The 25438-nt window shown below is 58.8% G+C and carries 18 protein-coding genes and 1 tRNA gene; 8 read left to right on the top strand and 11 right to left on the bottom strand.

The genetic code is table 11. The features are described from left to right. Nucleotides 1–78: 78 nt before the first annotated feature. The 4 genes from clpX to ED236_RS00155 all read right to left on the bottom strand — a co-directional run bounded on the left by clpX (nt 79) and on the right by ED236_RS00155 (nt 3421). Nucleotides 79–1347 (bottom strand): ATP-dependent Clp protease ATP-binding subunit ClpX, encoded by a 1269-nt coding sequence (gene clpX, locus ED236_RS00170; RefSeq protein WP_123235940.1) that lies wholly within the window; start codon nt 1345–1347, stop codon nt 79–81. Nucleotides 1348–1377: 30 nt separating this feature from the next. Beyond that, the gene (gene clpP, locus ED236_RS00165; RefSeq protein ID WP_123235939.1) at nt 1378–2001 is read right to left on the bottom strand and encodes an ATP-dependent Clp endopeptidase proteolytic subunit ClpP; all 624 of its coding nucleotides are present in this window, start codon (nt 1999–2001) and stop codon (nt 1378–1380) included. Between the two features lie 3 nt (nt 2002–2004). Next, nucleotides 2005–3309, bottom strand: a complete 1305-nt coding sequence (tig, locus tag ED236_RS00160) for a trigger factor (protein WP_123235938.1) — start codon at nt 3307–3309, stop codon at nt 2005–2007. A gap of 27 nt (nt 3310–3336) precedes the next feature. Next, nucleotides 3337–3421, bottom strand: a tRNA-Leu gene (locus ED236_RS00155). A gap of 262 nt (nt 3422–3683) precedes the next feature. Between ED236_RS00155 and ED236_RS00150 the strand changes: the two genes are divergently transcribed. The 6 genes from ED236_RS00150 to ED236_RS00125 all read left to right on the top strand — a co-directional run bounded on the left by ED236_RS00150 (nt 3684) and on the right by ED236_RS00125 (nt 11160). Then, a complete protein-coding gene (locus ED236_RS00150) occupies nt 3684–3932 on the top strand; it encodes a hypothetical protein (RefSeq protein ID WP_123235937.1) in 249 nt (82 codons plus the stop codon). 16 nt (nt 3933–3948) lie between these two features. After that, nucleotides 3949–5490: a TolC family protein gene (locus tag ED236_RS00145; protein WP_123235936.1), complete on the top strand. Its 1542-nt coding sequence runs from the start codon at nt 3949–3951 to the stop codon at nt 5488–5490. Continuing rightward, complete coding sequence (locus tag ED236_RS00140; RefSeq protein WP_123235935.1) at nt 5487–6569, top strand: efflux RND transporter periplasmic adaptor subunit; 1083 nt, start codon at nt 5487–5489, stop codon at nt 6567–6569. Before ED236_RS00145 ends, ED236_RS00140 begins: the two co-directional genes overlap by 4 nt. An 81-nt stretch (nt 6570–6650) precedes the next feature. Then, nucleotides 6651–9830, top strand: a complete 3180-nt coding sequence (locus tag ED236_RS00135) for an efflux RND transporter permease subunit (protein ID WP_123235934.1) — start codon at nt 6651–6653, stop codon at nt 9828–9830. A gap of 4 nt (nt 9831–9834) precedes the next feature. Next, nucleotides 9835–10596 (top strand): SDR family NAD(P)-dependent oxidoreductase, encoded by a 762-nt coding sequence (locus ED236_RS00130; RefSeq protein ID WP_123235933.1) that lies wholly within the window; start codon nt 9835–9837, stop codon nt 10594–10596. A 66-nt stretch (nt 10597–10662) separates the two neighbouring features. Next, nucleotides 10663–11160, top strand: coding sequence for an OmpH/Skp family outer membrane protein (locus ED236_RS00125; RefSeq protein WP_240031970.1), 498 nt, complete (start codon nt 10663–10665; stop codon nt 11158–11160). A 107-nt stretch (nt 11161–11267) separates the two neighbouring features. Here ED236_RS00125 and typA read toward each other — a convergent pair whose 3' ends face one another. Then, on the bottom strand, nt 11268–13082 hold the full coding sequence (typA, locus tag ED236_RS00120; RefSeq protein WP_123235931.1) for a translational GTPase TypA: 1815 nt from the start codon (nt 13080–13082) through the stop codon (nt 11268–11270). Nucleotides 13083–13428: 346 nt separating this feature from the next. Between typA and ED236_RS00115 the strand changes: the two genes are divergently transcribed. Continuing rightward, the gene (locus ED236_RS00115; RefSeq protein ID WP_123235930.1) at nt 13429–14805 is read left to right on the top strand and encodes a DEAD/DEAH box helicase; all 1377 of its coding nucleotides are present in this window, start codon (nt 13429–13431) and stop codon (nt 14803–14805) included. Further along, nucleotides 14805–16178, top strand: a complete 1374-nt coding sequence (locus tag ED236_RS00110; RefSeq protein ID WP_240032013.1) for a DEAD/DEAH box helicase — start codon at nt 14805–14807, stop codon at nt 16176–16178. The genes ED236_RS00115 and ED236_RS00110 overlap by 1 nt, the downstream gene beginning before the upstream one ends. Before the next feature lie 191 nt (nt 16179–16369). On the opposite strand, the gene ED236_RS00105 is transcribed toward ED236_RS00110, so the two are convergent. From ED236_RS00105 to ED236_RS00080, 6 genes are all read right to left on the bottom strand, one after another. Then, the gene (locus ED236_RS00105; RefSeq protein ID WP_123235929.1) at nt 16370–16783 is read right to left on the bottom strand and encodes a group II truncated hemoglobin; all 414 of its coding nucleotides are present in this window, start codon (nt 16781–16783) and stop codon (nt 16370–16372) included. Further along, the gene (gene purT, locus ED236_RS00100; RefSeq protein WP_123235928.1) at nt 16783–17988 is read right to left on the bottom strand and encodes a formate-dependent phosphoribosylglycinamide formyltransferase; all 1206 of its coding nucleotides are present in this window, start codon (nt 17986–17988) and stop codon (nt 16783–16785) included. The genes ED236_RS00105 and purT overlap by 1 nt, the downstream gene beginning before the upstream one ends. Before the next feature lie 54 nt (nt 17989–18042). Further along, entirely contained in the window at nt 18043–19443 is a 1401-nt protein-coding gene (locus tag ED236_RS00095) for a sigma-54-dependent transcriptional regulator (protein WP_123236542.1), read from the bottom strand. A 43-nt stretch (nt 19444–19486) separates the two neighbouring features. Beyond that, nucleotides 19487–21910 carry a TonB-dependent receptor gene (locus tag ED236_RS00090; protein ID WP_240031969.1) on the bottom strand — a complete coding sequence of 808 codons (2424 nt, stop codon included), beginning with the start codon at nt 21908–21910 and terminating at the stop codon, nt 19487–19489. Between the two features lie 256 nt (nt 21911–22166). After that, a complete protein-coding gene (locus ED236_RS00085; RefSeq protein WP_240031968.1) occupies nt 22167–24668 on the bottom strand; it encodes an ABC transporter permease in 2502 nt (833 codons plus the stop codon). Beyond that, nucleotides 24668–25372 (bottom strand): ABC transporter ATP-binding protein, encoded by a 705-nt coding sequence (locus tag ED236_RS00080; RefSeq protein WP_123235925.1) that lies wholly within the window; start codon nt 25370–25372, stop codon nt 24668–24670. The genes ED236_RS00085 and ED236_RS00080 overlap by 1 nt, the downstream gene beginning before the upstream one ends. Between the last annotated feature and the right edge of the window lie 66 nt (nt 25373–25438).

Genomic DNA, 25438 nt, shown 5'->3' with positions numbered 1-25438 from the left:
TGGCTAGTGGACAGGTGCCTACAGCAAATAGCTGGGGGCACCTGTCGGCAGTTCAAGGGCTGGGCAGATGGGTAGTACTTAACTGGCCGATTCGGCAACGCGGGGCTGCTCGGAATAGATCAGGATAGGAGGTGTGTCACCACGCACGACGCCCTCATCGACCACCACCTTGTTGAGGTTGGTCATCGACGGCAGATCGAACATGATGTCGAGCAGGGCATGTTCCAGGATGGAACGCAGGCCGCGCGCACCGGTCTTGCGTTCCAGCGCCTTGGTGGCGATAAGCAGCAATGCCGATTCACGGAACTCCAGATCCACGCCTTCCATGCGGAACAGCTTCATATATTGCTTGGTGAGCGCGTTCCTGGGTTCGACCAGGATGGTCATCAGGGCGGCTTCGTCCAGCGATTCCAGTGTAGCCACCGCAGGCAGACGGCCGACGAATTCCGGGATCAGACCGAACTTGATCAGATCTTCAGGCTCGACATCGCGCAGCACTTCACCGATGGCACGTGCGTCTTCCTTGCTCTTCACTTCGGCACCGAAACCGATGCCGCCCTTTTGCGAACGACGCTGGATGATCTTGTCCAGACCATCGAATGCGCCACCGCAAATGAACAGGATATTGGTGGTATCGAGCTGCACGAACTCCTGGTTGGGGTGCTTGCGACCACCTTGTGGCGGCACGGAAGCGATAGTGCCTTCGATCAGCTTGAGCAAGGCCTGCTGCACGCCCTCACCCGACACGTCACGCGTGATGGAGGGGTTCTCGGACTTGCGTGTGATCTTGTCGATCTCATCGATATAGACGATGCCGCGCTGTGCTTTCTCGATATCGTAATCACACTTCTGCAGCAGTTTCTGCATGATGTTCTCGACATCTTCACCAACATAGCCAGCTTCGGTCAGCGTGGTGGCGTCGGCGATCACGAACGGCACATCCAGCACACGTGCCAGCGTTTGTGCCAGCAAGGTCTTGCCGGAACCGGTCGGGCCGATCAGCAGGATGTTGCTCTTGGCGATTTCGACATCGTCTTTTTCGGTGCTTTGTTCCAGACGCTTGTAGTGGTTGTAGACGGCGACCGCCAGACTTTTCTTGGCGGACATCTGGCCGATCACGTACTGGTCCAGCGTATCGCAGATCTCTTTGGGGGAAGGCAGGCCGGCATTGCGACCTTTGCCGCCTTCAGCGCCCTGCACTTCTTCACGGATGATGTCGTTGCACAGGTCTACGCATTCATCACAGATGAATACCGAAGGCCCTGCAATCAGTTTCCTGACCTCGTGCTGGCTTTTGCCGCAGAACGAGCAATAAAGCAGTTTGTCTCCGCTGGCAGCAGTGGTCATTTCAGGTTCCAGTTTAAATACGATTTCATCTTAGCTAGCATCAGCACGGCTGGCAATCACCTTGTCTACCAAACCATAACTGGCTGCCTGCTCCGCGCTCATGAAGTTGTCGCGGTCAGTGTCATTGGCGATCACATCGATAGGCTGACCTGTGTGGTTCGCCATGATCTGATTGAGTTTTTCACGCAGGTAGAGGATCTCGCGGGCATGGATCTCGATGTCCGATGCCTGGCCCTGGAAACCACCCAGCGGTTGATGGATCATGACGCGCGAGTTGGGCAGCACGAAGCGCTTGCCCTTGGCGCCAGCGGTCAACAGCAAAGCGCCCATACTGGCGGCCTGGCCGGTGCACAAGGTGCTGACATCCGGCTTGATGAACTGCATGGTGTCGTAGATCGCCATGCCGGCCGTGACCGAACCACCCGGCGAGTTGATATACAGGGAGATGTCCTTGTCCGGATTCTCGGCTTCGAGGAACAACAGCTGCGCCACCACCAGGTTGGCGGTCATGTCATTGACCGGGCCTACCAGAAAAATGACGCGCTCTTTGAGCAGGCGTGAGTAGATGTCATAAGAACGCTCACCACGACCGCTCTGCTCGACCACCATGGGAATCAATCCCAGGCTTTGCGGTTCCCACTGCCTTGCATCCATGACTTAATCCCTTCCCATCAATGCATCGAACTTGGTCTTTTTATCGGAGACCTTGGCCGTTGCCAGCACCCAGGCCACCACATTCTCTTCGGTCGCCAGGGCCGCAGGCTCGTCCAGACGCTTCACGTCGGCGTAGTACCAGCGCACCACTTCTTCCGGCTGCTCAAAACTTTGGCCGAACTGATCGACCATGGCGCGCACCTGCTCGGCAGTAGCATGCAGGGAATGCGTGCTGACCAGCTCGGACAGGATCAGGCGCAGCTTGGTGTTGCGCTTGGCTTGCTCTTCGAACACGGCCGGATCCAGATTCACGGTGCTGACATCCACACCACGTTGCTGCAGATTCTGCTTGGCCATCTCCATCAGGCGGTTCACCTCGACGGCGATCAACGCGTTAGGCAGCTCCACTTCCACGTTGTCCAGCAGGGCCTGGAACACTTGTTCCTTGACACCACCACGTACGCGCTTGTCGACTTCCTGCATCAGGCTGTCGCGGATCTCGCCACGCATCTTCTCGACATCACCGTCGGCCACACCGAGTGAGCGTGCGAATTCTTCATCCACCGGCGGCAGCACAGGCTGCGCTACGGTGTTGAAGGTCACCTCGTAACTGACGGTCTTGCCGGCCAGTTGTGGCGGGTTGTGATCTTCCGGATAGGTGATCTCGAAAGTCTTGCTGCTGCCTGGCTTGTTACCGGTCAGTTGTGCCTCGAACTCTTCCACACGGCCATCTTCACCCACCACCAGATTGATGCCTTCCGGCCCACTGGTTTCAACCACTTCACCGGCGATGGTGGTGGTCAGACTGATGTTGATACGGTCACCCTTCTTGCTGGCACGCTTGACTGGCTCGAAGGTGGCACGCTGCTTGACCAGCACGTCGATGGTCTTCTGCACATCGGCGTCGGTCAGTTCCACCACAGCACGCTCGATCTTGATCTTGCTCAGGTCGCCAACAACGACTTCCGGAAACACTTCAAACGTCGCCACATACTGGAACTCGCCCTCGGTTTCAGCGAACGGCTTGTGTTCGATATCCGGAAAACCGGCCACACGCAGCTTGTTCTCGTTGACGGCATCGGTGAAGGTCTTTTCGACCGTATTGCTCAGCACCTCGTCGCGCACTTGCGCGCCATATTGCTGCTGCACCAGCTTGAGCGGCACCTTGCCCGGACGGAAGCCGGACAATTTGACGGTGCGGGCCAGGCGGCTGATGCGCTGTGCCATTTCTTCCTGTATGGGCTGCAATGGTACGGAAACCGTAATGCGGCGCTGAAGATTGCTGATGGTTTCAACAGTTGCTGACATGCTGAGATCCTTAAACTCTTAATAATCTGGTGCGAAAGGAGAGACTCGAACTCTCACGCCTTGCGGCGCTGGAACCTAAATCCAGTGCGTCTACCAATTCCGCCACTTTCGCCATCTAGTTGTCGGTGATACTGGCAGAAATTTCGCCAGCCCTCTACGTACAATCCGTAAACAGTCGTCGATTATAGCCTAGTTCTGACGGTGTCGAAAATGGCTGAACGTGCTTAAACTGTCATCCACCTTAGTTTGCTGCTGCAGTTCTACGCAAGTTGCATACACGGCTGATGGCAATTGACAGCACCCCCATCCCGATAGCAAGATGCTGGGTCAAACCGCACGACCAACTACATTTAAAGTTTTTACAGAAAGTCATCATGCACAGCACGATCAATCCCGAAGAAGTCAACATGCTGCGTGCAGAACTCGAACTGCTGATGAAAGAACGCCACGCCCTACTCAAGGTCACTGGCGCTGCTGCCGGCCTGGTCGCTGAACTGGACAGCCATGACCTGCCCAAAGGCAGCATGGAAGCCGCAGAGCTGCTGGCTGCCAGCATCAACACGCTTACCGAAGAGACGTTGCGCGATGCGCTAAGTTCAGTCCAGGCCAGTATCGCAGGCTAAGGCCGCCCAACGCATCATGCATGGCCTAAGTCACCGCACACGCTACTTGGGCTATGCACTGGCTGCGCTGCTGCTCGCCAGCTGCGGCCTGCAAACCTACCAGCCCAAGCCCCTGCAAGCCGAAGACCGTGCTACCAGACTGCAGTCTGCTGACCCGTTCAGCCAGGAGTTCCAGGCCTACCTGAGCAGTTACGGCTATCAATCGCTACCGTTGCAGCAATGGGGGTTGGTTGAACTCGGCCTCACTGCACTGTATTTCCACCCGGATCTGCAACTGGCGCGCGCGCAGTGGCAGGCTGCGGTGGCCGCCGAGATCACGGCGCGCCAGCGGCCCAACCCAAAACTGGGTGCAGAGATCGAGAACAACCGGGAAGCCCAGTCCGGCGAGTCCCCCTGGACCTTCGGTTTGTCGCTGGAGATCCCCATCATCACGGCAGGCAAGATCGAAGCGCGCACAGCACGCGCGATCGCTCTTTCAGAAGCCAGGCGCATCGAGATCGCCCAGGCCGCCTGGCAAGTGTATAGCCGTGTTGCCAGCCATTGGCTGGATTATCAGATGACACTGCAACGCATCGCTTACTATCAGCAACGTGTGGCGGTGCAACAGGCGCAAGCCGACATGCTGCAGAAACGCTTTGAACTGGGCATGCTGGGCAGCAGCGAACTCAATCGCGTCAAACTGGAACTGTTGCGAGGTCAGCAACTGCTGGGCATCGAACAAGCGAAACTGCCCGCCCGCAAGGCCGCGCTTGCTTACAGTAGCGGACTTAGCGAGACGACACTGGAGCGGCTTCCCCTGCGTGACTGGGAGCCTGAACGCATGCAACAGGCTCCGCCACTGGATAGCGCTGCATTGCAGCAGGCCGCGTTGCTCAACCGGCTGGATATCCGCGCTGCTCTGGCGCGCTACAGTGCGGCCGAGGCCGGTCTGCGGCTGGAGATCGCACGCCAATACCCGGATTTCTCGCTGTCACCGGGCTATATGTTCGACCAGGGTGATCGCTTGTGGCAACTTGGCATCGCCAGCCTGCTCAATATCGCCAACAAGAATCAGGGGCTGATCGCCGAAGCACGCGCCTTGCGCGAGACCGAAGCAGCACAATTCGATGTATTGCAAGCGGGCGTACTGGCCAACCTTGCCAGAAGTCGCGCCAACTATGGCGCTGCGCTTGATTTTCTGGCGCAGGCCGAACGTCTGTATCAGGCCGAAGACCAGCATTTCTCCCAACTGCAGCGCCAGTTCGAACGCGGACTCATCGACCGCCTGCAACTGGCCGAAGCCGACCTCAATCGCCTGCAAAGCCGCGAGAACAAGCTGCTGGCCGCAGAACAGTTACAACGCGCCACACTGGAACTGGAACAGGTGCTGCAACGGCCCTTGCACAGCGACTCCAGCGTGCCACCCGGACTGCGCAGCGATACGAAGCCGCGCAGCGATATTGGCCCGCGCAGCGATATTGGAAACGACCTGACAGCGGCCTCTGCCCCATCAAAATCGGGCACACCGCCACAGGCACAGCGCAATGATGCATCGACGCGGCAGGAGCCCGGGCAATGAGCACAAACACCATCACCACAAAAAGAACCACCGCCATCGTGGCGCTGCAGGCCTTGCTGATCATCATCCTGTTCTGGATGCTGATCTTCTACGGCCAGGATGAATACAACGCGATGATAGGCGAGACTGAAGAAGAGATAGAAACCCCTAACTTGGTCAGCACCGACAATGGCGCCACCATCGTGACCCTGAACGCACTGACCCAGCAGCAGAGCGGTATCGCGACCAGCAGCATCCAGAGCAGCAGCCATTTGACCACGCTCAACAGCCTGGGCATCGTGGTCAATCTGCAACCGCTGCTCGAACTGCGTACACGTTATCTGGAAGCCAGGGCAGAAGCCGCCGTGCAGGCGGCGGCGGTGGAAACCAGTACGCAGGAATATGAGCGCCTCAAATTGCTGAATCAGGATGAGCGCAATGTCTCCGAACGCGCTGTGGCATTGGCACGTTCAGCGCTGAAGAGTGAACAGGCACGCCAGCTGGCTGCTGAACGTACTGCGCTGAATCTGCGCGACAGCATGCGCCAGCAATGGGGTGAACGTCTCGCCAGCGCGGCCACTCAGGACACGCCGGACAGCTTTTTACGCCGTCTGCTTGAACATCAGGATGCCTTGATCCAGGTCACCCTGCCCTATGAAGCGCCTGCGCCACAACTGCGCAGCACCATCAGCGTCAGCCCGACCAGTGCACCCAACCGCAGCCTGAGTGCTGAATTCGTCTCCCCGGCCGCCGTGATCGACACCGGCATGCCAGGCAAAACCTATTACTACCGCACGGCGGCGCAGGAGCTGCGTGCCGGTATGCGCGTCACCGTGCGCATGCAGCAACAGAATGCGCAGCTTAGCGGTGTTGTCGTGCCACATACCGCCGTGGTCTGGTATGGCGGCAAGGCCTGGGTCTACAAGCAGGAGAGCGCCGAGCGTTTCGTGCGCGTGCTGATCGACACCGATGCACAGGCCAGTGATGGCTGGTTCGTCAGCGATGGCCTGCAGGCAGGCGACAGACTGGTCACCAGTGGCGTGCAGTTGCTGCTGTCCGAAGAGTTCAAATATCAGATCAAGAACGAGAATGAAGACTGACATGAGCCTGTCATTTCAGCCTCGGCCCATACCCCTGCAGTCGCGCCATGACGACGCAGACGCGGTAAAGGCTAGCCGCTCATGATGTCGGCACTGGTCCGCTTCTCCATCCGCTTCAGTGGCGTGATCATCGCACTCGCCAGCCTGCTGGTGCTGTATGGCATCTTCACGCTGAGTCGCAGCAATCTGGATGTGTTCCCGGAGTTCTCGCCCACCCAGGTGGTGATCCAGAGCGAGTCGGTGGGCCTGTCCGCCGAACTGGTGGAATCACTGGTCACGCAGCCCATCGAGAACAGCATCGCAGGCACCGTGGGCATCGCCAGCATGCGTTCGCAGTCCATTCCCGGCCTGTCCATTGTGACCATCATCTTCGATGAAGATACCGATGTGTACCGCAACCGCCAGGTCATCGCCGAACGCCTGGCCACGCTGAGCAACCGCCTGCCACGCGGCATCACCCCCAACATCACCCCGCTCACCTCCTCAGCCAGCACGGTGCTGGGCATAGGCTTGACTTCAGACAAACGCAGCCTGATGGAACTGCGTACCCTGGTGGACTGGACGGTACGCCCGCACCTGCTGGCCATTCCCGGCGTCGCTGATGTCAATGTGTTCGGTGGCCAGGTCCGGCAATACCAGATACAGGTGGAACCGGACAAGCTGGTGCACTATGGTTTGTCACTGCAGCAAGTGACGGATGCCGCCGCAAAAGCCACCGGGGTGCGTGGCAACGGCTATATCGAGAACAGCAACCAGCGCATCGTCATCAACAGTGAGGGCCAGGCGCTCACACCGGAGCAGCTGGCACAGACCACGCTACTGCAGCGTAATGGCCAGACCATACGCCTGGGGGATGTGGGCCGTGTGGTCGAAGGCGCGGCACCGTCCATCAGTGCGGCTGCCATCGACGGCAAATCCGGCATCTATCTCTCCATACAGAGTCAGCTAGGCGCCAACACCTATGCGGTGACCCAAGCCATCGAAAAATCCCTGCAGGCACTGAAACCATCGCTGGAAGCAGAACAGGTGAAACTGCACGAAGGCTTGTTCCGGCCATCGAATTTCATCGAGACCGCGATCGAAGGCGTGCGTACCGACATCATTATCGGCTCGATACTGGTCATCGCCGTATTGTTCCTGTTCCTGTTCAACGCACGTACCGCCTTCATCTCGGCCACCGCCATCCCGCTGTCCCTGTTATCGGCGATCGTGATCCTCCATCATTTCAATATCGGCTTGAATATCATGGTGTTGGGTGGCCTGGCTATCGCACTGGGTGAAGTGGTGGACGACGCCATCATCGACACCGAGAACATCTTCCGCCGCTTGCGCGAGAACCGTCTGCTGGAAAGCCCACGCAGTATCTTCCAGGTGGTCTACACCGCTTCCATGGAAGTGCGTAGCTCTGTGGTGTATGCGACCATCATCGTGGCGCTGGTGTTCGTGCCGCTGCTGACACTGGGGGGCGTGGCTGGCAAGCTGTTCACGCCACTCGGTCTTGCCTACATCGCCGCCATCCTGGCTTCGCTGGTGGTCGCACTGACACTGACGCCTGCCTTGTGCTATCTGATGCTGGGCAAAGCCAGACTGGACAGCGAGGATTCGCCGGTGATCCGCAGCATCAAGCAGCGTTATGTGTCCCTGCTACGCCGGATTGAACACCGTTACCGCCTTACCATAGGCCTGTCCGTGGTGTTGATTGCTGTAGGCTTGAGCATCCTGATCCTGTTCAAAAGCCAGTTCATCCCCAACCTGCATGAAGGCCATTACATCATGCACATGACCACGGTGCCGGGCACTTCGGAGCAGGAATCGCTGCGCATAGGCAAGCAAATACAAGAAATGCTCAGCAAGATCGAAGGCATACGTTCCATCGTGCAGTGGGTAGGTCGTGCCGAGAACGGGGCGGACACCTTTGGCACCCATTACAGTGAATTCGAGATCGAAATGGGCCCCATTTCGGGTGAAGAACAACGCCGCGTTCTGGAAGAGATTCGTGAAACACTGGCGGGCCAGGATCTGGATGATGATGGCGATGAGCGCGAACCCAGTGCTGAAAACATCGCCGACGGCAGCACACCCGGCACAATCCAGCGCGCGCCCATTCCCGGCGTCACGTTTGCCATCAACACCTTTCTGACGGAGCGTATCGAAGAAACCATCTCCGGTTATGCCGCCGCCGTGGTCATCAACATCTACGGCCTGAATCTGGACGCACTGGACCGTGATGCGCAAGCCGTGGCGGCGGCCCTAGCCAGCGTGCCAGGTGCCACCGATGTGACCGTGCAGTCGCCGCCGGGTAGTCCGCAGCTGGTGATACGCCTGCGCAACGAAAAATTGCTGCAATGGGGACTGCAAGCGGTGGATGTGCTGGAAACCATACGCGTCGCTTACCAAAGCGTGCCAGTCACCCAGGTCTATCAGGGCAACAAGGTCGTCGGGGTGAGCGTGGTGCTGGCGCCCGAAGCGCGCCAGCATATCCTGCAAGTGGCAGAACTGCCCTTGCTGACGCCGGACGGACGCTTGCTGCGTCTGCAGGATGTCGCCGACATCCGTCAGGAGAACGGCCGCTCCAAGATCCTGCATTCCGGTGCCAAACGCATCCAGACCGTGACGGCCAACATCCATGAGCGCGACCTCAGTGCCTTCAGCAAAGACCTGCGCGAACGCATCAACCAGGAGGTACGCATCAGCCCAGGCAACTACCTGGAGTTCACCGGGGCAGCAGAAGCCCAATCACAGGCCCGCGAAGACCTGATCGTGCATTCCATTTTTGCAGCGGCGGGCATTTTCCTGATGCTGTACATCGCGTTCGGACGTCTGCGTAACCTGCTGCTGACCTTCGCCAACCTGCCGTTCGCACTGATAGGCGGCGTACTGGCGGTGATGTTGACCGGCGGCTGGGTATCCTTGGGCTCGCTGGTCGGCTTTGTCACCCTGTTCGGCATCACGTTGCGCAACTCCATCATGCTGGTCTCGCATTTTCAGCACCTGGTCGACCATGAAGGCTGCGTATGGGGTCTGGAAACGGCGATACGTGGCGCCAGCGAACGCCTGCCTTCCATCCTGATGACGGCACTGGTCACCGCGCTGGGATTGCTACCGCTGGCGGCTGGCAGCGGACAGCCAGGCCGCGAGATCGAGGGCCCCATGGCCACCATCATCGTCGGCGGCCTGGTCACCTCCACGATACTTAATCTATTGATATTACCGACCATCATGCTGCATTTCGGCAGATTCACACGCAGGCAACAAGACTGAACCCATGGCATTTGATTACTCGCATTACCAGCCACTAGCCGGCTTGCTGGCTGAACGCGTCATCCTGATCACTGGCGCAGGCCAGGGCCTGGGTGCAGAAGTTGCCAAACATTGTGCCGCCTATGGCGCCACGGTGATCCTGCTGGGCCGCAAGACCCGCATGCTGGAAGCGGTCTATGACGACATCGTAGCGGCCGGGCACGCAGAACCCCTGCTCTTTCCCATGGATCTGGCCAAGGCGACCGAGCAGGATCACCTCAACCTGGCCGAAGGCGTTTATCAGCAACTGGGGCGTCTGGATGGCATCCTGCACAATGCAGCGCAGTTTGACACCCTCACGCCGCTACAGCGCGAAACCCAGCAAGGCATGGAACAGATGCTGCGCGTCAATCTGACCGCCCCCTTTGCACTCACCAAGGCCTGCCTGCCGTTGCTGCAAGGTGCCAAGGATGCCAGTGTGGTATATACCGCGAGCAGCGCTGCAGAAACGCCAGGCGCCTACTGGGGTAGCCACGCCGTCAGCAAACATGCTGCGCACTTCATGTGGCAGTTGTGGGCACAAGAGCTGGAAAATCAGCCGCAACTGCGCTTGAACACGCTGATCCCCGGCCCGGTACAATCACCGCAACGCAGGCGCTCCCATCCGGGTGAAAAGCATGCAGCCCTGCCGTCAGCATCCACTTTGCTGCCTCTATATCTGTACCTGCTGGGCCCTGACAGCGCGGGTGTCTCGGGGCAAACTTTTCATGGCGGGGCGGCAAGCTGACGGCGACCACGCAGCCAGGTTTGGGTTATCATGGACTGGCTAGCAAAACGAAGGAGGAGAATCACATTGAAAAAATGGCTCACATTAACCATGCTGCTGGGCAGCTGTCTGCTGTGTGCACAAGCGTATGCAGCGACCAAGATAGGCTATATCCAGCTGGTCAAGATCATGCAATCGCCACAAGCAGACGAAAGCGGCAAACTGCTGCTCAAGGAATTCTCCGGTCGCCAGGCAGCCCTCGAAAAGCTCAAGAAGGAGATCGACGCCAAAGAAGCTGCGCTCACCAAGGAAAGCGCCAAACTGGCCAAAGCCGACTTCGACAAGCGTACCGAAGCACTCAACAATCAGAAGGTGGATTACAACCGCAAACAACGCGAGCTGGCGGAAGATTTCGAACTGCGCAAAGAGCAGGAACGCAATAAGCTGCAGGACCGCGTCAACAAGGCGGTGGAAAGCATCGCCAAGGCGGAAGGTTACGATCTGGTACTGTATGGCACCGCCGCTTATGTAGGCAAAAAAGGGGTGGATATCACCGACAAGGCACTGAAAGCCCTGCCCAAGTAAACCCTGCCACCCATGCAATATCAGCCAGCCAGCACAACACCTGTTGCTGGCATAAAAAAACGGCCACATCAGTGGCCGTTTTTCATTAGTCTGCCGGGTGCTGTCGCTTACAGCTTGGCATTCGCCGCACGCTTGCGCTCGTGTTCCAGCAGATAGCGCTTGCGGATACGGATGTTCTTGGGCGTGATCTCGACCAGCTCGTCATCATCGATGAACTCCACGGCCGATTCCAGCGTGAGCTGTACGGCTGGCACCAGACGCACCGCTTCATCGGTACCCGAAGCTCGCACGTTGGTTAACTGCTTGCCCTTGATCGGGTTGACGATCAGATCGTTGTCACGGCTATGGATGCCGATCACCATGCCTTCGTACAACTTGTCGCCAGGCACGGAGAACATACGGCCACGGTCCTGCAGCTTCCATAGCGCATAAGCCACCGCCTCGCCCTGCTCGGACGAGATCAGCACGCCGTTGCGACGGCCAGGCATGTCCGCCTTGACCGGTGCATATTCATCAAAGATATGGGCCATGAGACCGGTACCGCGCGTCATGGTCAGGAACTCGCTCTGGAAACCGATCAGTCCGCGTGCCGGAATCTTGTATTCCAGACGGGTACGGCCGTTACCATCGGATTCCATGTTCTGCAGCTCGCCACGACGGCGACCCAGCTCTTCCATGGCGGCACCCTGACAGTCATCTTCCAGGTCCACGGTCAGGATCTCGTACGGCTCGCAACGCTCGCCATCAATCTCGCGGTACACCACACGCGGCTTGCCGACAGCGATCTCGAAACCTTCACGGCGCATGTTTTCCAGCAGGATAGTCAGGTGCAACTCACCACGACCGGAAACACGGAACACGTCCGCATCGCCGGTGTCTTCGACACGCAGCGCCACATTGGTCAGCAGCTCTTTGGTCAGGCGGTCACGGATCTGGCGGCTGGTCACGAACTTGCCTTCGGTGCCGGCCAGCGGCGAGGTGTTGACCATGAAGTCCATGGTCAAAGTGGGTTCGTCCACGCCCAACACTGGCAGGCCGACCGGATTTTCACGGTCTGCGATGGTCACGCCGATGCCGATCTCGTCGATACCGGAGATGATCACGATATCACCCGCTTCGGCTTGTTCTACTGCGACACGCTCCAGGCCACGGAAGCCAAGTACTTGGTTGATACGGCCTTGTGCGACTTGCTTTTCACCGTGCATGACCACCACAGCCTGGCCTGGCTTGATACGGCCATTGCGGATACGGCCTACGCCCAGACGGCCGGTGTAGCTGGAGTAATCCAGCGCAGACAATTGCAACTGCAGAGGCGCTTCAGGGTCACCGACCGGTGGCTCTACATGTTTCAGTACCGTTTCGAACAGCGGACGCATGGTCTCGGAGGGCTTGTTCATGTCCAGCGTGGCATAACCGTTCAATGCCGAGGCATACACCACTGGGAAATCCAGCTGGTCATCGGTGGCACCGAGGTTGGCGAACAGATCGAAGGTCTGGTTGATGACCCAATCGGTACGTGCACCGGGACGGTCCACCTTGTTGATCACCACAATAGGCTTGAGGCCCAGTGCCAGTGCTTTCTTGGTCACGAAACGCGTTTGCGGCATCGGACCTTCCACCGCATCGACCAGCAGCAGCACACCATCGACCATGCCCAGTACGCGTTCGACTTCACCACCGAAGTCCGCGTGACCTGGGGTGTCAACGATATTGATGTGGGTACCATCGAAATTCACTGCCGTGTTCTTGGCCAGAATGGTGATACCGCGTTCTCTTTCCAGATCGTTGGAGTCCATCACACGCTCGGTGACGGCCTGGTGAGAGGCGAAGGTGCCAGCCTGTTGCAGCAGCTTGTCCACCATGGTGGTTTTGCCGTGGTCAACGTGGGCGATGATGGCGATATTGCGAAGATTGCGGGACATGAGTGGCAGTTTCAGTTCATTGAAAGGGCGCGATTCTAACACATAAGTGCTTCTACAATTTCGACAAATGCTTTGACAATCTGCGGCATCTGCGTATACTGCGAGCCTGATTTGGTGATAGCCCCCTGTGGCTATGCATCAATGAATCATCGCCCTAGCCTTCTTAAGCCTGTTGCAGTTTTTGGCTTTCTTGCATTAGTTCTTGTGCATTTTACTGGTTAGTGGCTATGCCCGTGCGCCGGTAAATCTGCATACTCAACCCCATGAGTATTCTGCGCTTCGTGTGTCTATCACGCGACTGCGTCTGCTTGCGCCCTTTATAGCTTTATCATTTTAGGGAATCTCTGTGTCTGTTGAACAAGTTAGCACCACCTTTGCCTCACTGAACCTGCATCCATCCATCCTGCGCGCTGTCGAGGAATCAGGTTACACCACCGCAACCCCAATCCAGGCGCAAGCCATTCCGGAGATCATGGCGGGCCATGATCTGATGGCTTCGGCCCAGACCGGTACCGGCAAGACGGCCGCCTTTGCACTGCCAGCCCTCAACCTGCTGGCCACCCTACACCCTTCCAAGAGCCGTGGCCCACGTATTCTGGTACTGGTGCCAACGCGTGAACTGGCTGCTCAAGTCAACGAAGCCGCACGCAAGTACGGCAAGCACATCCGCGCCCGTTGCGTCAGCATCGTAGGCGGCATGCCTTACCCACTGCAGAACAAGCTGCTTTCGCAACCGCTGGATATCCTGGTGGCAACACCAGGCCGCCTGCTGGACCACATGGAACGCGGCCGTATCGACCTGTCGCGTCTGCAAATGCTGATCCTGGATGAAGCCGACCGCATGCTGGACATGGGTTTCATGCCCGATGTAGAGCGCATCTGCAACCAGCTGACCGCAGAACGTCAAACCCTGCTGTTCTCGGCCACGCTGGACGGCAACATCGGCACCATCGCCCGCCAGATCCTGCGCAACCCCAAGACCATCCAGGTTGCCGCACAAAAGGAAAAGCACGCCAATATCGAACAACGTCTGCACTTCGTCGACGACATGGGGCACAAGAACAAACTGCTTGAGCATCTGCTGATCGACCCGGAAGTCAATCAAGCTATCGTGTTCACCTCTACCAAGCGTCATGCCGACCTGCTCGCAGAAGACCTGTATGCGGCCGGTCACAAGACCGCCGCACTGCATGGCGACATGACCCAGGGCGCACGCAACCGCACGCTGACCAAGCTGCGTCATGGCGACGTCAAGGTCCTGGTGGCCACCGATGTCGCGGCACGCGGCATCGATGTGCACGGCATCACCCATGTCATCAACTACGATCTGCCCAAGTTTGCGGAAGACTATGTACACCGTATCGGTCGTACCGGTCGCGCCAACAACACTGGCGTGGCGATCTCGTTCGCTTCGCATGCAGACCGTTACCAGGTTCGCAAGATCGAACAGTTCACCGGCCAACGCCTGGAGCCATCGGTCATCCCCGGCATGGAACCCAAGCGTGCTGCACCGCGTACCGACCGTCCGGCTGGTCCACGCGGCAAGCCAGGCTTCAAGCCACGCCATGACGCACCTCGCCACGATGCAGGCAAACCAGATGCCAAGCGCAGCTTTGCTGACCGCCAACCCGCCAACAAGGGTAACGGTAACGGCAATGGTGACCGTTTTGCCAAGCGCACCGACAATGACCGTGGCAATCGTCGTCCACGTACTTTCGCTTGATGATGAGCAGCGCCGAGCACAGTAGTTTTGACAGCCTCGGACTGGCAGCGCCTCTGTTACAGGCGCTGACTGAAAGCGGCTATACCAAACCCACACCGGTACAGGCGCAGGCCATCCCGGTGGTGCTGGCAGGTCACGACCTGATGGCAGGCGCGCAAACCGGTACCGGCAAGACCGCCGCGTTTGCGTTACCTGTGTTGCAGAAGCTGCTGCCGCTTGCGAGCAGCAGTGCTTCGCCTGCGCGCCATCCTATCCGTGCCCTGATCCTGACCCCCACCCGCGAACTGGCGATCCAGGTCGAAGAAAGTGTCAAGGCCTATGCCAAGCACACGCCCTTGCGTTCTCTGGTGGTGTTCGGTGGTGTGGATATCCGCACCCAGACGCCATCCCTGATGAAGGGTGTCGAGGTGCTGGTAGCGACACCGGGCCGACTGCTGGATCATGTGGAGCAGCGTACGCTGCAGCTGGGTCAAGTACAGATATTGGTACTGGACGAAGCCGACCGCATGCTGGATATGGGCTTTATGCCCGATCTGAAACGCATTCTGGCCTTGCTGCCGAAAAAACGTCAGAACCTGATGTTCTCGGCCACCTTCTCCAACGATATCAAGAAACTGTCTGAAGATTTTCTGACCAATCCGCAGCTCATTGAAGTCGCGCGCAGCAATGCCACGGCAGAGAATGTGACGCAAAAAGTGTATCTGGTAGCGCAAGCCGAGAAGCATTTGTTGCTGTCGCAACTGCTGCAAGGGGCCGATGCCAAGCAGGTGATCGTGTTCACCAAGACCAAGCTCACGGCCAGCAAGCTGGCGCGCCAGCTGCAGCGTGACGGCATCAGTGCCGATGCGATCCACGGTGACAAGAGCCAAAAAGAACGTATCGATGCTCTGGATGCGTTCAAGCAGGGCAAGGTCGCCGTGCTGGTCGCCACCGATGTGGCGGCACGCGGTCTGGATATCGACCAACTGCCCATGGTGATCAACTACGAGATCCCCAGTGCGCCTGAGGATTATGTGCACCGTATCGGCAGAACCGGCCGCGCCGGGGCTTCCGGCACGGCCATCTCGCTGGTGTCGCCTGAGGAAGAGAAGTATCTGAAGGAGATCGAGAAGCTGATCAAGCGCGAGATCACCAAGGAACAGGCTCAGCCCGTGGTGGCAGCACGTCCGGCACGTTCAACAGGCCGTGATTCAAGCTCACGCGATGAAGAACCGCGTCGTACGCCGGTACGCAGCACACGCAAACCCAGCAGTGACCCCTGGTTCGATCAGCCGTATCAGCCTGCTGCGGATGCGCCGCAACCTGAACCACGTCAACGCAGCAGCAAGCCCAAACGCGAACTGGCTGCGCTACTGGGTGGCTTGACTCGCTAGCAGCTGACTTGGCTGGCTGATGGGCCCCTTTAGTTAGCTGAGCGGCCCGTTAGTTAATAACTGGCTGAACTACCTGGCATTCAGCAAGCTGTATGGCAAGCCCGTTGCACAGGTTGTCTGTTGCCCGTTCTATCATTTATCGTTGCGGGCTAGCGCGTTCATGCGCATCAAAGTGCGCATGAACAGCCTTATCAACCCGGCCGGTTTCGCATGAAATCGGCCACTCCCCACAAGGCTTCGGCCAGTTTCAGCATCACCGCCTCTTCCACCCCGATGCGCTGCATCGCACTCACCATGCAATACATCCATTGGTCGCGCTCGGATTCGCCTATCGAAAACGGCAGATGACGTCTGCGTAAGAACGGATGGCCATAGCGTTCGATATAGAGTTGTGGCCCACCACTCCAGCCGGTCAGGAACATGAACAGCTTTTCACGTGAACCGGTGAGGTCCGCCGGATGCATGGCACGTACGCCAGCTGCACGCGGATCCGCATCCATGATGTCGTAAAAGGCCTCCACCAACTGACGCACCACTTCCGTACCGCCCAACAGGGTATGGAAAGTAGCCTGACTGCTGCCAGGCTCGCCGACCTTATCCAGCATCAGGCATCATCGCTAACGGGTTTGACCAGACTGGCTGCCAGCGTGGCGCGCTCGCGCGCCTGATCGATGTCGGCGCCGGTCGCCAGCGCTACGCCCATGCGGCGACGTGCGAATGACTCCGGCTTGCCGAACAGGCGAATATCCGAGGCTGGCACGGCCAGTGCCGCGGCGATGCCCTCGTAGCGCAGTTGCTTGCTGTCCGCGCCACCATAGATGACGGCACTGGCTGCAGGGTCACGCAGACCGACATCCACCGGCAGGCCGAGGATGGCACGCGCATGCAGATCGAATTCACTGAAGCGCTGGCTGGCCATGGTGACCATGCCGGTATCGTGTGGACGCGGGCTCACTTCCGAGAACCAGACATCCTCGCCCTTGATGAACAATTCCACCCCGAACAGGCCCAGGCCACCCAGGCTATCCGTGACTGCCTTGGCGATATGCTGCGAACGCTCAAGCGCCAGTGGCAGCATGGGCTGCGGTTGCCAGCTCTCCACATAGTCGCCCTTGACCTGACGGTGGCCGATGGGCGCACAGAAACAGGTTTCGATCACGCCATCGGCGTTACGGGCACGCACCGTGAGCAAGGTGATCTCATAATCGAAATCGATCTGCCCTTCCACGATCACGCGGCCCTGATTGACGCGGCCGCCAGTGGCGGCATAGTCCCAGGCAGTGGCGACCTCGTCAGCGCTGGTGATGCGCGACTGGCCTTTGCCGGACGATGACATGGTGGGCTTGATGAAACAGGGATAGCCTATGCCAGCATCGATGGCAGCCTGCAATTCAGCCAGACTGCCGGCAAAGGCATACGGTGACGTCGCCAGTCCCAGCGTCTCGGCGGCCAGGCGGCGGATACCTTCACGGTTCATGGTGAGCTGCACTGCCTTGACGGTGGGGATCACCGTGGCAAGACCTTGCTGTTCGATATCGGCCAGTACTGCGGTATTCAGTGCTTCGATCTCGGGCACGATCAGGTGTGGACGTTCCTGCTCAACCAACTGACGCAAGGCCACCGCATCGGTCATGTCGATGACGTGGGCACGGTGGGCGACCTGGTGACCAGGGGCGTTGGCATAACGGTCTACGGCAATGACTTCGACACCCAGGCGTTGCAGGGCGATGATGACTTCTTTGCCCAGTTCGCCGCTGCCTAGCAGCATGACGCGGGTGGCGTTTTTACTAAGGGGGGTACCAATGGACATGAGCGGCTCCGGAACGCGAATTGCCGCAGATGATAGCATGATGAGGCGCTGGCTTTAGCTGCTGATGCCGTGCTTTTCCATGCGGTAGCGCATCGCCATGCGCGTGATGCCGAGCTTGCGCGCCGCCTCCGAGACATTGCCGTTTACCTGACGCAATGCACCTTCGATCAGCATGCGTTCCGCTGCGTCCAGCGTCACGTCGGCCACCGCGGCCGGAGCGCTGGCTTCTGCATGGTGACTGGCCGTGTTCACCAGCGCCAGATCTTCAGCGGTGAGCGCATCGCCACGACACAGCAGCACCGCGCGGCTGATCTGGTGTCGCAGTTCGCGCACATTGCCAGGCCAACGGTAGTGTTTGAGCATTTCGATGGCATCGGCTGTGAAGATGCGGCGTGGCAAGCCATAACGACGTTCGGTCTGCGCAGTGAAGTGCTGCGCCAGGATCAACATATCGTCTGCGCGCTCACGCAAGGGCGGCATCATCATGGTCAACACATTCAGGCGGTAATACAGGTCCGAACGGAAACGCCCTTCCTGCACCATTTGATGCAGGTCACGGTTGGTTGCCGCAATGAAGCGTGCGGCCACCGGACGCTCGCGTGTTGAACCTACACGCCGCACCACACGGCGTTCCAGCACATTGAGCAATTTGGCTTGCAAAGGCAAGGGCAATTCGCCGATCTCGTCCAGGAACAAAGTGCCGTCTTCGGCTGCCTCGATCAGACCGGCGCGCGACCCTTGTGCACTGGTGAACGCGCCCTTCTCATGCCCGAACAGCTCGCTCTCGATCAGCTCGCCGGGCAGTGATGCGCAATCCACATGCACGAAGGGTTTGTCACTGCGACTGCAGGAAAGGTGCAGCAGACGGGCCGCCACATCCTTGCCGGTGCCAGTCTCGCCATTGATGAGCACGGTAGGCGGCGTTGCATCCGCCATGGCGCCAAGTTGTGCGATACGCTCGATCTGCATGCGCACACTGCGCATGGCCGGACTGTCGCCTATCAGCTCCACACCTTCGGCAGCATGGGCATTGCGCTGCTTGGCGAAATCCACATGATGCTTGAGCTTGGTGGAGTTGGCCGCCTTCTCGATGACCAGCAGCAACTCTTCCAGATCGACCGGTTTCTTGAGGTAATCGATGGCGCCCATTTTCATGGCATTGACGGCATCATTGACTTCGCCGTAAGCCGTCATCACGATCACGGGCATGTTCCTGGCCACGAATTCGTTGAGCAGGTCCAAACCATTGCCATCCGGCAAACGCATGTCCAGCAACACGATATCGGGGATGAACTGCCGGGCCAGCGCCCGACCATCGGCGATGGTCGCCGCGTGCTCACACACACAACCCGCTTTCTGCAAGCGTTTGACCACCGCACGCGCGAACAGGGTCTCGTCCTCGACCAGCAGGACCTGAGTGCTACGCAGGGTCGTTGTGGAGGACCCGTTTTCCATCAAATCACCTGCGAGCATAATCAGTCAGTCAACTCCTGTTGGTTTATTTACTGCTGGCAGAAGCCGTGTTGCTGTTCCTGCCACCAAACTCATAACGCACACCGATCCAGGCTGCACGCGGCGCACCCGGTGCCACCAACGAAGAGCGGTCGTCTTCACCACCCTGGTATTGCCCGGCCGCATTGAAGAAGGTCTCACCCAGCAAAGCACCAGTGAAATATTCGCGATCAAAGATATTGTTAACGCGGGCAAAGGCCTGCCAGCCACTGTTGCCAAAACGATAACGCGTATCAAGGTTCACGACGGTATAGCCTGCGATCTTGGCACCCGGGCCATCATCACGGTTGTTTTCATTACCACGCGCAAACTGGTCAGCGAAGGCCAGCACGTTGGTGCCTATCGTCCAGTTCGGGGTTGCCTGCCACTGGGCGCGCAACTTGAACTGATGACGCGGGATGCCAGGGATGTTGTCGCCACGACGTACCCGGATCGCTTCAACATCCTCACCATTTGCATCCACACCCACCACTTCGGTGGAGGTGTTGACTTCATTGACGATATTGAACTCGCTCTCGTAGGTGGCTTTGATGTAGCTGTAGCCGGCGAACCAGCGGAAGCGGCCCACATCACCATTCAAGCCAAGGTCCAGGCCCATGCGACGGGTTCTGCCTACGTTGTCGAAGAAGCCAGCACCAGACGAGTTGGAGGCGATGAACTGGATGTCGTCGGTGTTCTGGGTACGGTACAGGCTGGCGCTATAGCCGAACTCGGGGCTGAATTTACCACGCACACCGGTTTCAAAGGTCTTGGACACCACCTGACTCAATGGCGGGTCACCGGCCAGCGCATTAGGCAGCTTGCAAGGCTGATCCGGGTTGGCGCAACCCAGCTCGATCGAGGTTGGCGCGCGGCTGCCTTCGTTATAGTTGGCATAGATGGAGGTAGTCTTGTTTGGCGTGATGGCCAGGCCGATGGACGGATTGAAGCGACCAAAGGTGTGATTGCCGGTCAGCGATTCGTTCTGGGTTGGATCAGGATCCGGGATCGGGTTGATACGGTCACGGTTCTGCACGCTGGTGTAGTTGTAACGACCGGACATGGTCAGGTGCAACAGTTCGTTGATGGAGAAGGTATCCGTAGCGAAGATGCTCCAGGTACGGTTCACACCACGCAGATCCACCACGTTCTCGTCACCGAACACACTCACGCCGTTCACACCGCGGCTGGGGCTCAGCAAGCCGAACTCGGTGCTCTGCTCGAAATCGGTACGGCTGCGGTCGTAACCCATGCCCACCACGAACTGGTTGTTGCGGCCGAACACATCCTGATTGAAGGTGAATTGACCCGTCGTGCCATAACCAGTACGTCTGGATTTGCTGCGGTTGAGTGCGCCACTACACACCGCCTCAGCCGTGTCTTCATCTGCACCGCCCACGCACTGACTCATGATGAAGGCGTTGCGCTGGTTGACATCATTGATATCGCCCGCAAAACCCAGCCCGGCAAAGGCGTCGGTATCGATATCATCGTTGCCGTCACCATTCAGCGTGTTGGTACGTACGTTACGGTAGTAGGCGTTGCCGCTCCACATCACCGTATCGCTCAACCAATGACTACCGTTCAGGGTCACGAACCCCATCTTGTTCTCGGTCTGGTCCGGCTTGGTGTTGATGCTGTCGTAGCCCTGTGCACGCAGGAACTCGCGTTGCACCAGGCCGTTACCGATCAGGTTGTTGTCTGCCAGCGCCACGGTCAGGTTCAGATCCGTGGTCTCGTTCTGCCAGCCCAGCTGACCGAACAGCTGCTTCACTTCGGAAGGTGAGCCATCACGCCAGCCATCTTCATCAAAGTAATTACCGGAAATGAAGTAATCGAGGCCGTTGGCTTCCTTGCCACCATATTCGAACTGACTATGACGGCGCCCCCAGGAACCGCCGGAGAACTCGATCGCACCACCGCGGTGAGTGGCACCGCGCTTGGTTTGCATGGAGATGGCACCGCCCAAGGTATTCAGGCCGAACAGCGGGTTGGAACCTGGCACCAGTTGCATGCCCGCCAGTGCGTTCATGGGGATCAGGTCCCAGCTCACTACATCACCGAATGGTTCGTTGATACGCACACCGTCCATGAACACCGACAGGCCTTGCGGCGTGCCTAGCAATGGCGATGCGGAGAAGCCACGGAAATTCACATCCGGCTGGAACGGGTTGTTCTGGGTGTCGTTGATGTTCACACCCACCATGTTCTGCATCATGTAGTCAGCGATGGTGAGGCTTTGCTGGCGTTCCAGCTCTTCGCCCTTCACCACTTGCACGTTGGCAGGGACCTTGTCGATGTCGATGCCTATGCCTGGCAGTGGTGTGGTGCTGATCACTTCCACCTTATCCGTTTTGACTGTGGACTTATTCTTGGTGTCGGCAGCCTCTTCGGCCCAGGCCTGCGCACTCAGGGTGCTAGCCACCAACATCAGAATCAATTTACGCTGAAACCTTGTATTGCGGTACATCATAATCTCCCCAGATTATTTGATTGATAGATTCAGCGTTTTATCTATCAAGTTCCATGCCATCGGGGGCCTGCCTGATTGTTTGCTTAACAATCAGTGACTAAGCATGGTTATGCACCAGTCTAACAGCGTTAATTGGCTGTATACAACCATAATATTGGCTGTTTACAGCCACCAGCAACCATCTTTGGCAACCAAACCCTGACTGGATCCCGCTTTACACGCTCTGCAGCAAGTGCCGTGGTGGCTGTTGCAAGTCACTGCGCACACCGAACCAGGCCGCCGTCGGCACCAGCAACGCAGCCAGCATCAGCAGCAACAAACTGAAGCGCAGATTGAACGCATAGACGATACCCAGTACTTGCACACTCACGTAATAAGCGAGCAGATTGGCGACCAGCACGGCGACCAGCGCTGCCAGCAGGCCGATCACAGCGAACTCGGTGAACACCGCCTGATACAACTGGCGCGAACGCGCGCCCAGCACGCGCAGCAAGGTCATCTCGCGTGTGCGCTCGGCACGGGTGGCAGCCAGCGCGGCATACAGCACCGCGATACCCGCCAGCAGACTGAAGGCAAACACATACTCCACTGCGTGTGTCATGCGCGCCATCACGCCTCGCACTTGCTGCATGATGGCAGCGATATCCAGTACGGTCAGGTTAGGCATGGCCTTGACCAGGGAATTGATCAGCGTGTCATTGCCTATGGGCAAATGGAAACTGCTGATATAGCTGGCATCGAAGCCATCCAGCACGCCTGGCGGCGTCACGGCGAAGAAGTTGGCACGCATGCTGTCCCATTCCACCTTGCGTATGCTGGAAACCGTCAGTTCCAGCGGACTGCCAGCGATGTCATAGCGCAACCTGTCACCCACTTTCAATCCCAGCGCCGTCGCCAGGTCCTGCTCCAGTGACACCAGCGGCTGACCGTGCTGCGACGCGGTCCACCAGCGCCCTTGCAACAACTGGTTATCGGCCTGCATATCGGCCGCCCAGGACAAATTGAACTCGCGCTCGGCCAGTCGGCGTGCCCTGTCGTCGGTGTAATTGTCTACCAGCACAGGTTCGCCGTTCACCGCCGTCAAGCGGCCACGCACCATGGGGAACAGCTGGGTGTCTTGCAGCCCGGCCTGGTGCAGGCGCTGCTGGATGGCATCAAGCTGGTCAGGCTGGATGTTGATCATGAAGCGGTTGGGTGCATCAGCGGGTAGCGATTGCTGCCAGTTATTAAGCAGATCGCTACGTATCAGTGCCAGCAGCAGCAAGGCCATCAGACCCAGGCTAAGTGCGCTGACCTGTGCCGCAGCCAGCCAGGGACGTCGGCGCAAACCGGCCAGGCCCAGTCGCCAGCCACTATGCGAGCCCGGCAGTCGCTGCAACATGCTGCTCCCCAGCCGTGCCAGCCCCGTGGTCACCGCCAGCAAGCCGCATAAAGCCACCAGCATGGCGCCGCCCAATTTCCAGTCACCGGATTGCCACAGCAATAGCAGCGCCATCACCAGCAAGGCCGGCAGCAAGGAAAGGCGCTGCAACCAGCGCTTACCCTCGCTGGGGCTATGTTCAAGGTCACGACGCAGGATGCGCAGTGCCGGCACCTGTGCCAGGCGCAGCAATTGCGGCCACAGCACGGCCAGCAGGATCAGCAATCCGGCCAGACAGCCCAGCAGCAATGGCGTCCAGGCAGCCGCAGGCAAGGCTTCCGCGAACAGTCGGCCCGCCAGCATGGACAAGCCGGACTGCGCAACATAGCCGATCGCTGCCCCCAGCAGGGCGCCTAACGCAGCGAGCAACAACGCCTGATACAACAACACCTTCAGCATCAGCGCCCGACTCGCCCCCAGGCAGCGCATCATGGCATAGCTGTCAAAGCTGTTCTGCACATAAGGCAAACTGGCCAGGTACATGGCCACCATGGCCAGCAATACCGCCACCATGGCGGCCAAGCCCAGGAACTGGCTGGATTTATCCAGTGCACTGCGCATCTCCGGCCGCGCCGTGCTCACATCCATGAGTTTTTCGCCGTCACCTAGCCGTGCTTCAGCCCAGGCTTTGTAATCCGCCAGCGGGCCCGACCCTGCGGCCAGCAACAGCTGATAGCGTACACGGCTGCCGTACTGCACCAGCCCGGTCGCTTCTACATCCGCCAGGTTCATCATCAGCCTGGGCGCATAGCTGAACATGTCACCGCCACGCGACGGCTCCTGTTGTAACAAAGCGGCCACCCGCAACTTCGATTCACCCAGTTGTACATGATCGCCAACCGCCAGTGCCAGCAGGCCAGCCAGACGCGGCTCCAGCCAGACACTGCCGGGTTGCGGCACACTGCGGGCTGCGATGCCGCTAGTCGCAGGCGCTGCCGCAATGGTGAGCTCGCCCCGCAAAGGAAAGCTGTCACTCACCGCCTTGATCTCGGCAAGCTGGCTCTGCTCGCCATCGCTCACCATGCTGGGGAATTCCATCGTCTGCGCAGTGTGCAAGCGCTGCTGCTCGGCCGCCTCAACGAATTGTGCAGGCAAGGGGTGATCGGCCTGCACCACCATATCACCGCCCAATAGCAAACCGCCCTCACGCACCAGTGCGGAGGCGACACGGTCGGTGAACAGGCCGACTGTGGTGGTGGCCGCCACCGCCAGCACCAGGGCCAGGAACAGCACACGCACCTCGCCAGAGGCCCACAGACTGCGCAGCTGACGCCAGGCAAGATTCAGCGCCAGCATCAGCGCCCGCTCCGGGCAGGCGTTTGTGGCACTTGCTGCAACTGACCGTCCTGCAGCGTCAATATGCGCTCGCAGCGACTGGCCAGCGCCATGTCGTGGGTGACCAGGATCAGGGTGGTACCCGCCGCCTCGTTGAGTTGGAACAACAGATCAATAATGTGCTGGCCAGTGCTGGCATCAAGGTTGCCGGTAGGCTCGTCGGCGAACAGGATCTGCGGTTGTGGTGCGAAGGCACGCGCGATCGCCACGCGCTGCTGTTCACCGCCAGACAGCTGCCGCGGGTAGTGACTGAGCCTGGCGGACAAGCCCACTTGCGCCAGTGCTGCCTGCGCCAGCGCAGCGGCATCACGGCGACCGGTCAGCTGCAAGGGCAACATCACGTTCTCCAGGGCTGTCAGGGAGGGCAGCAGCTGGAACGACTGGAACACAAAGCCCATGCTGCGCCCACGTACTGCGGCGCGACCATCTTCATCCAGCTCCACGATATCTTCACCCAGGATGCGCACTTTACCGGTACTGGGCAAGTCCAACCCGGCGAGCAGCGCCAGCAACGTGGATTTTCCAGAGCCGGAACGACCAATGATGGCAAGCCGCTCGCCTTGTTCTACGCGGAGCTGCAAGCCGTTGAGGATGGTGAGGGTAGCGGTGCTGCTGCTAATATGTTTATCAAGTTCAAGGGCTTCAACAGCCGGAGGTTTGTGCATGAGGTTCCAGTTCAAAAACAGGTTCAAGCGCCTGCATCAGTGCGCCGCGTTATCGCTATCTAGTAT

The sequence above is a fragment of the Pseudomethylobacillus aquaticus genome (genome assembly GCF_003730115.1).
GTDB classification, from domain to species: domain Bacteria; phylum Pseudomonadota; class Gammaproteobacteria; order Burkholderiales; family Methylophilaceae; genus Pseudomethylobacillus; species Pseudomethylobacillus aquaticus.
Note: the sequence above shows the minus strand (reverse complement) of the source record. Positions and strands in the feature narration are given on the sequence as shown.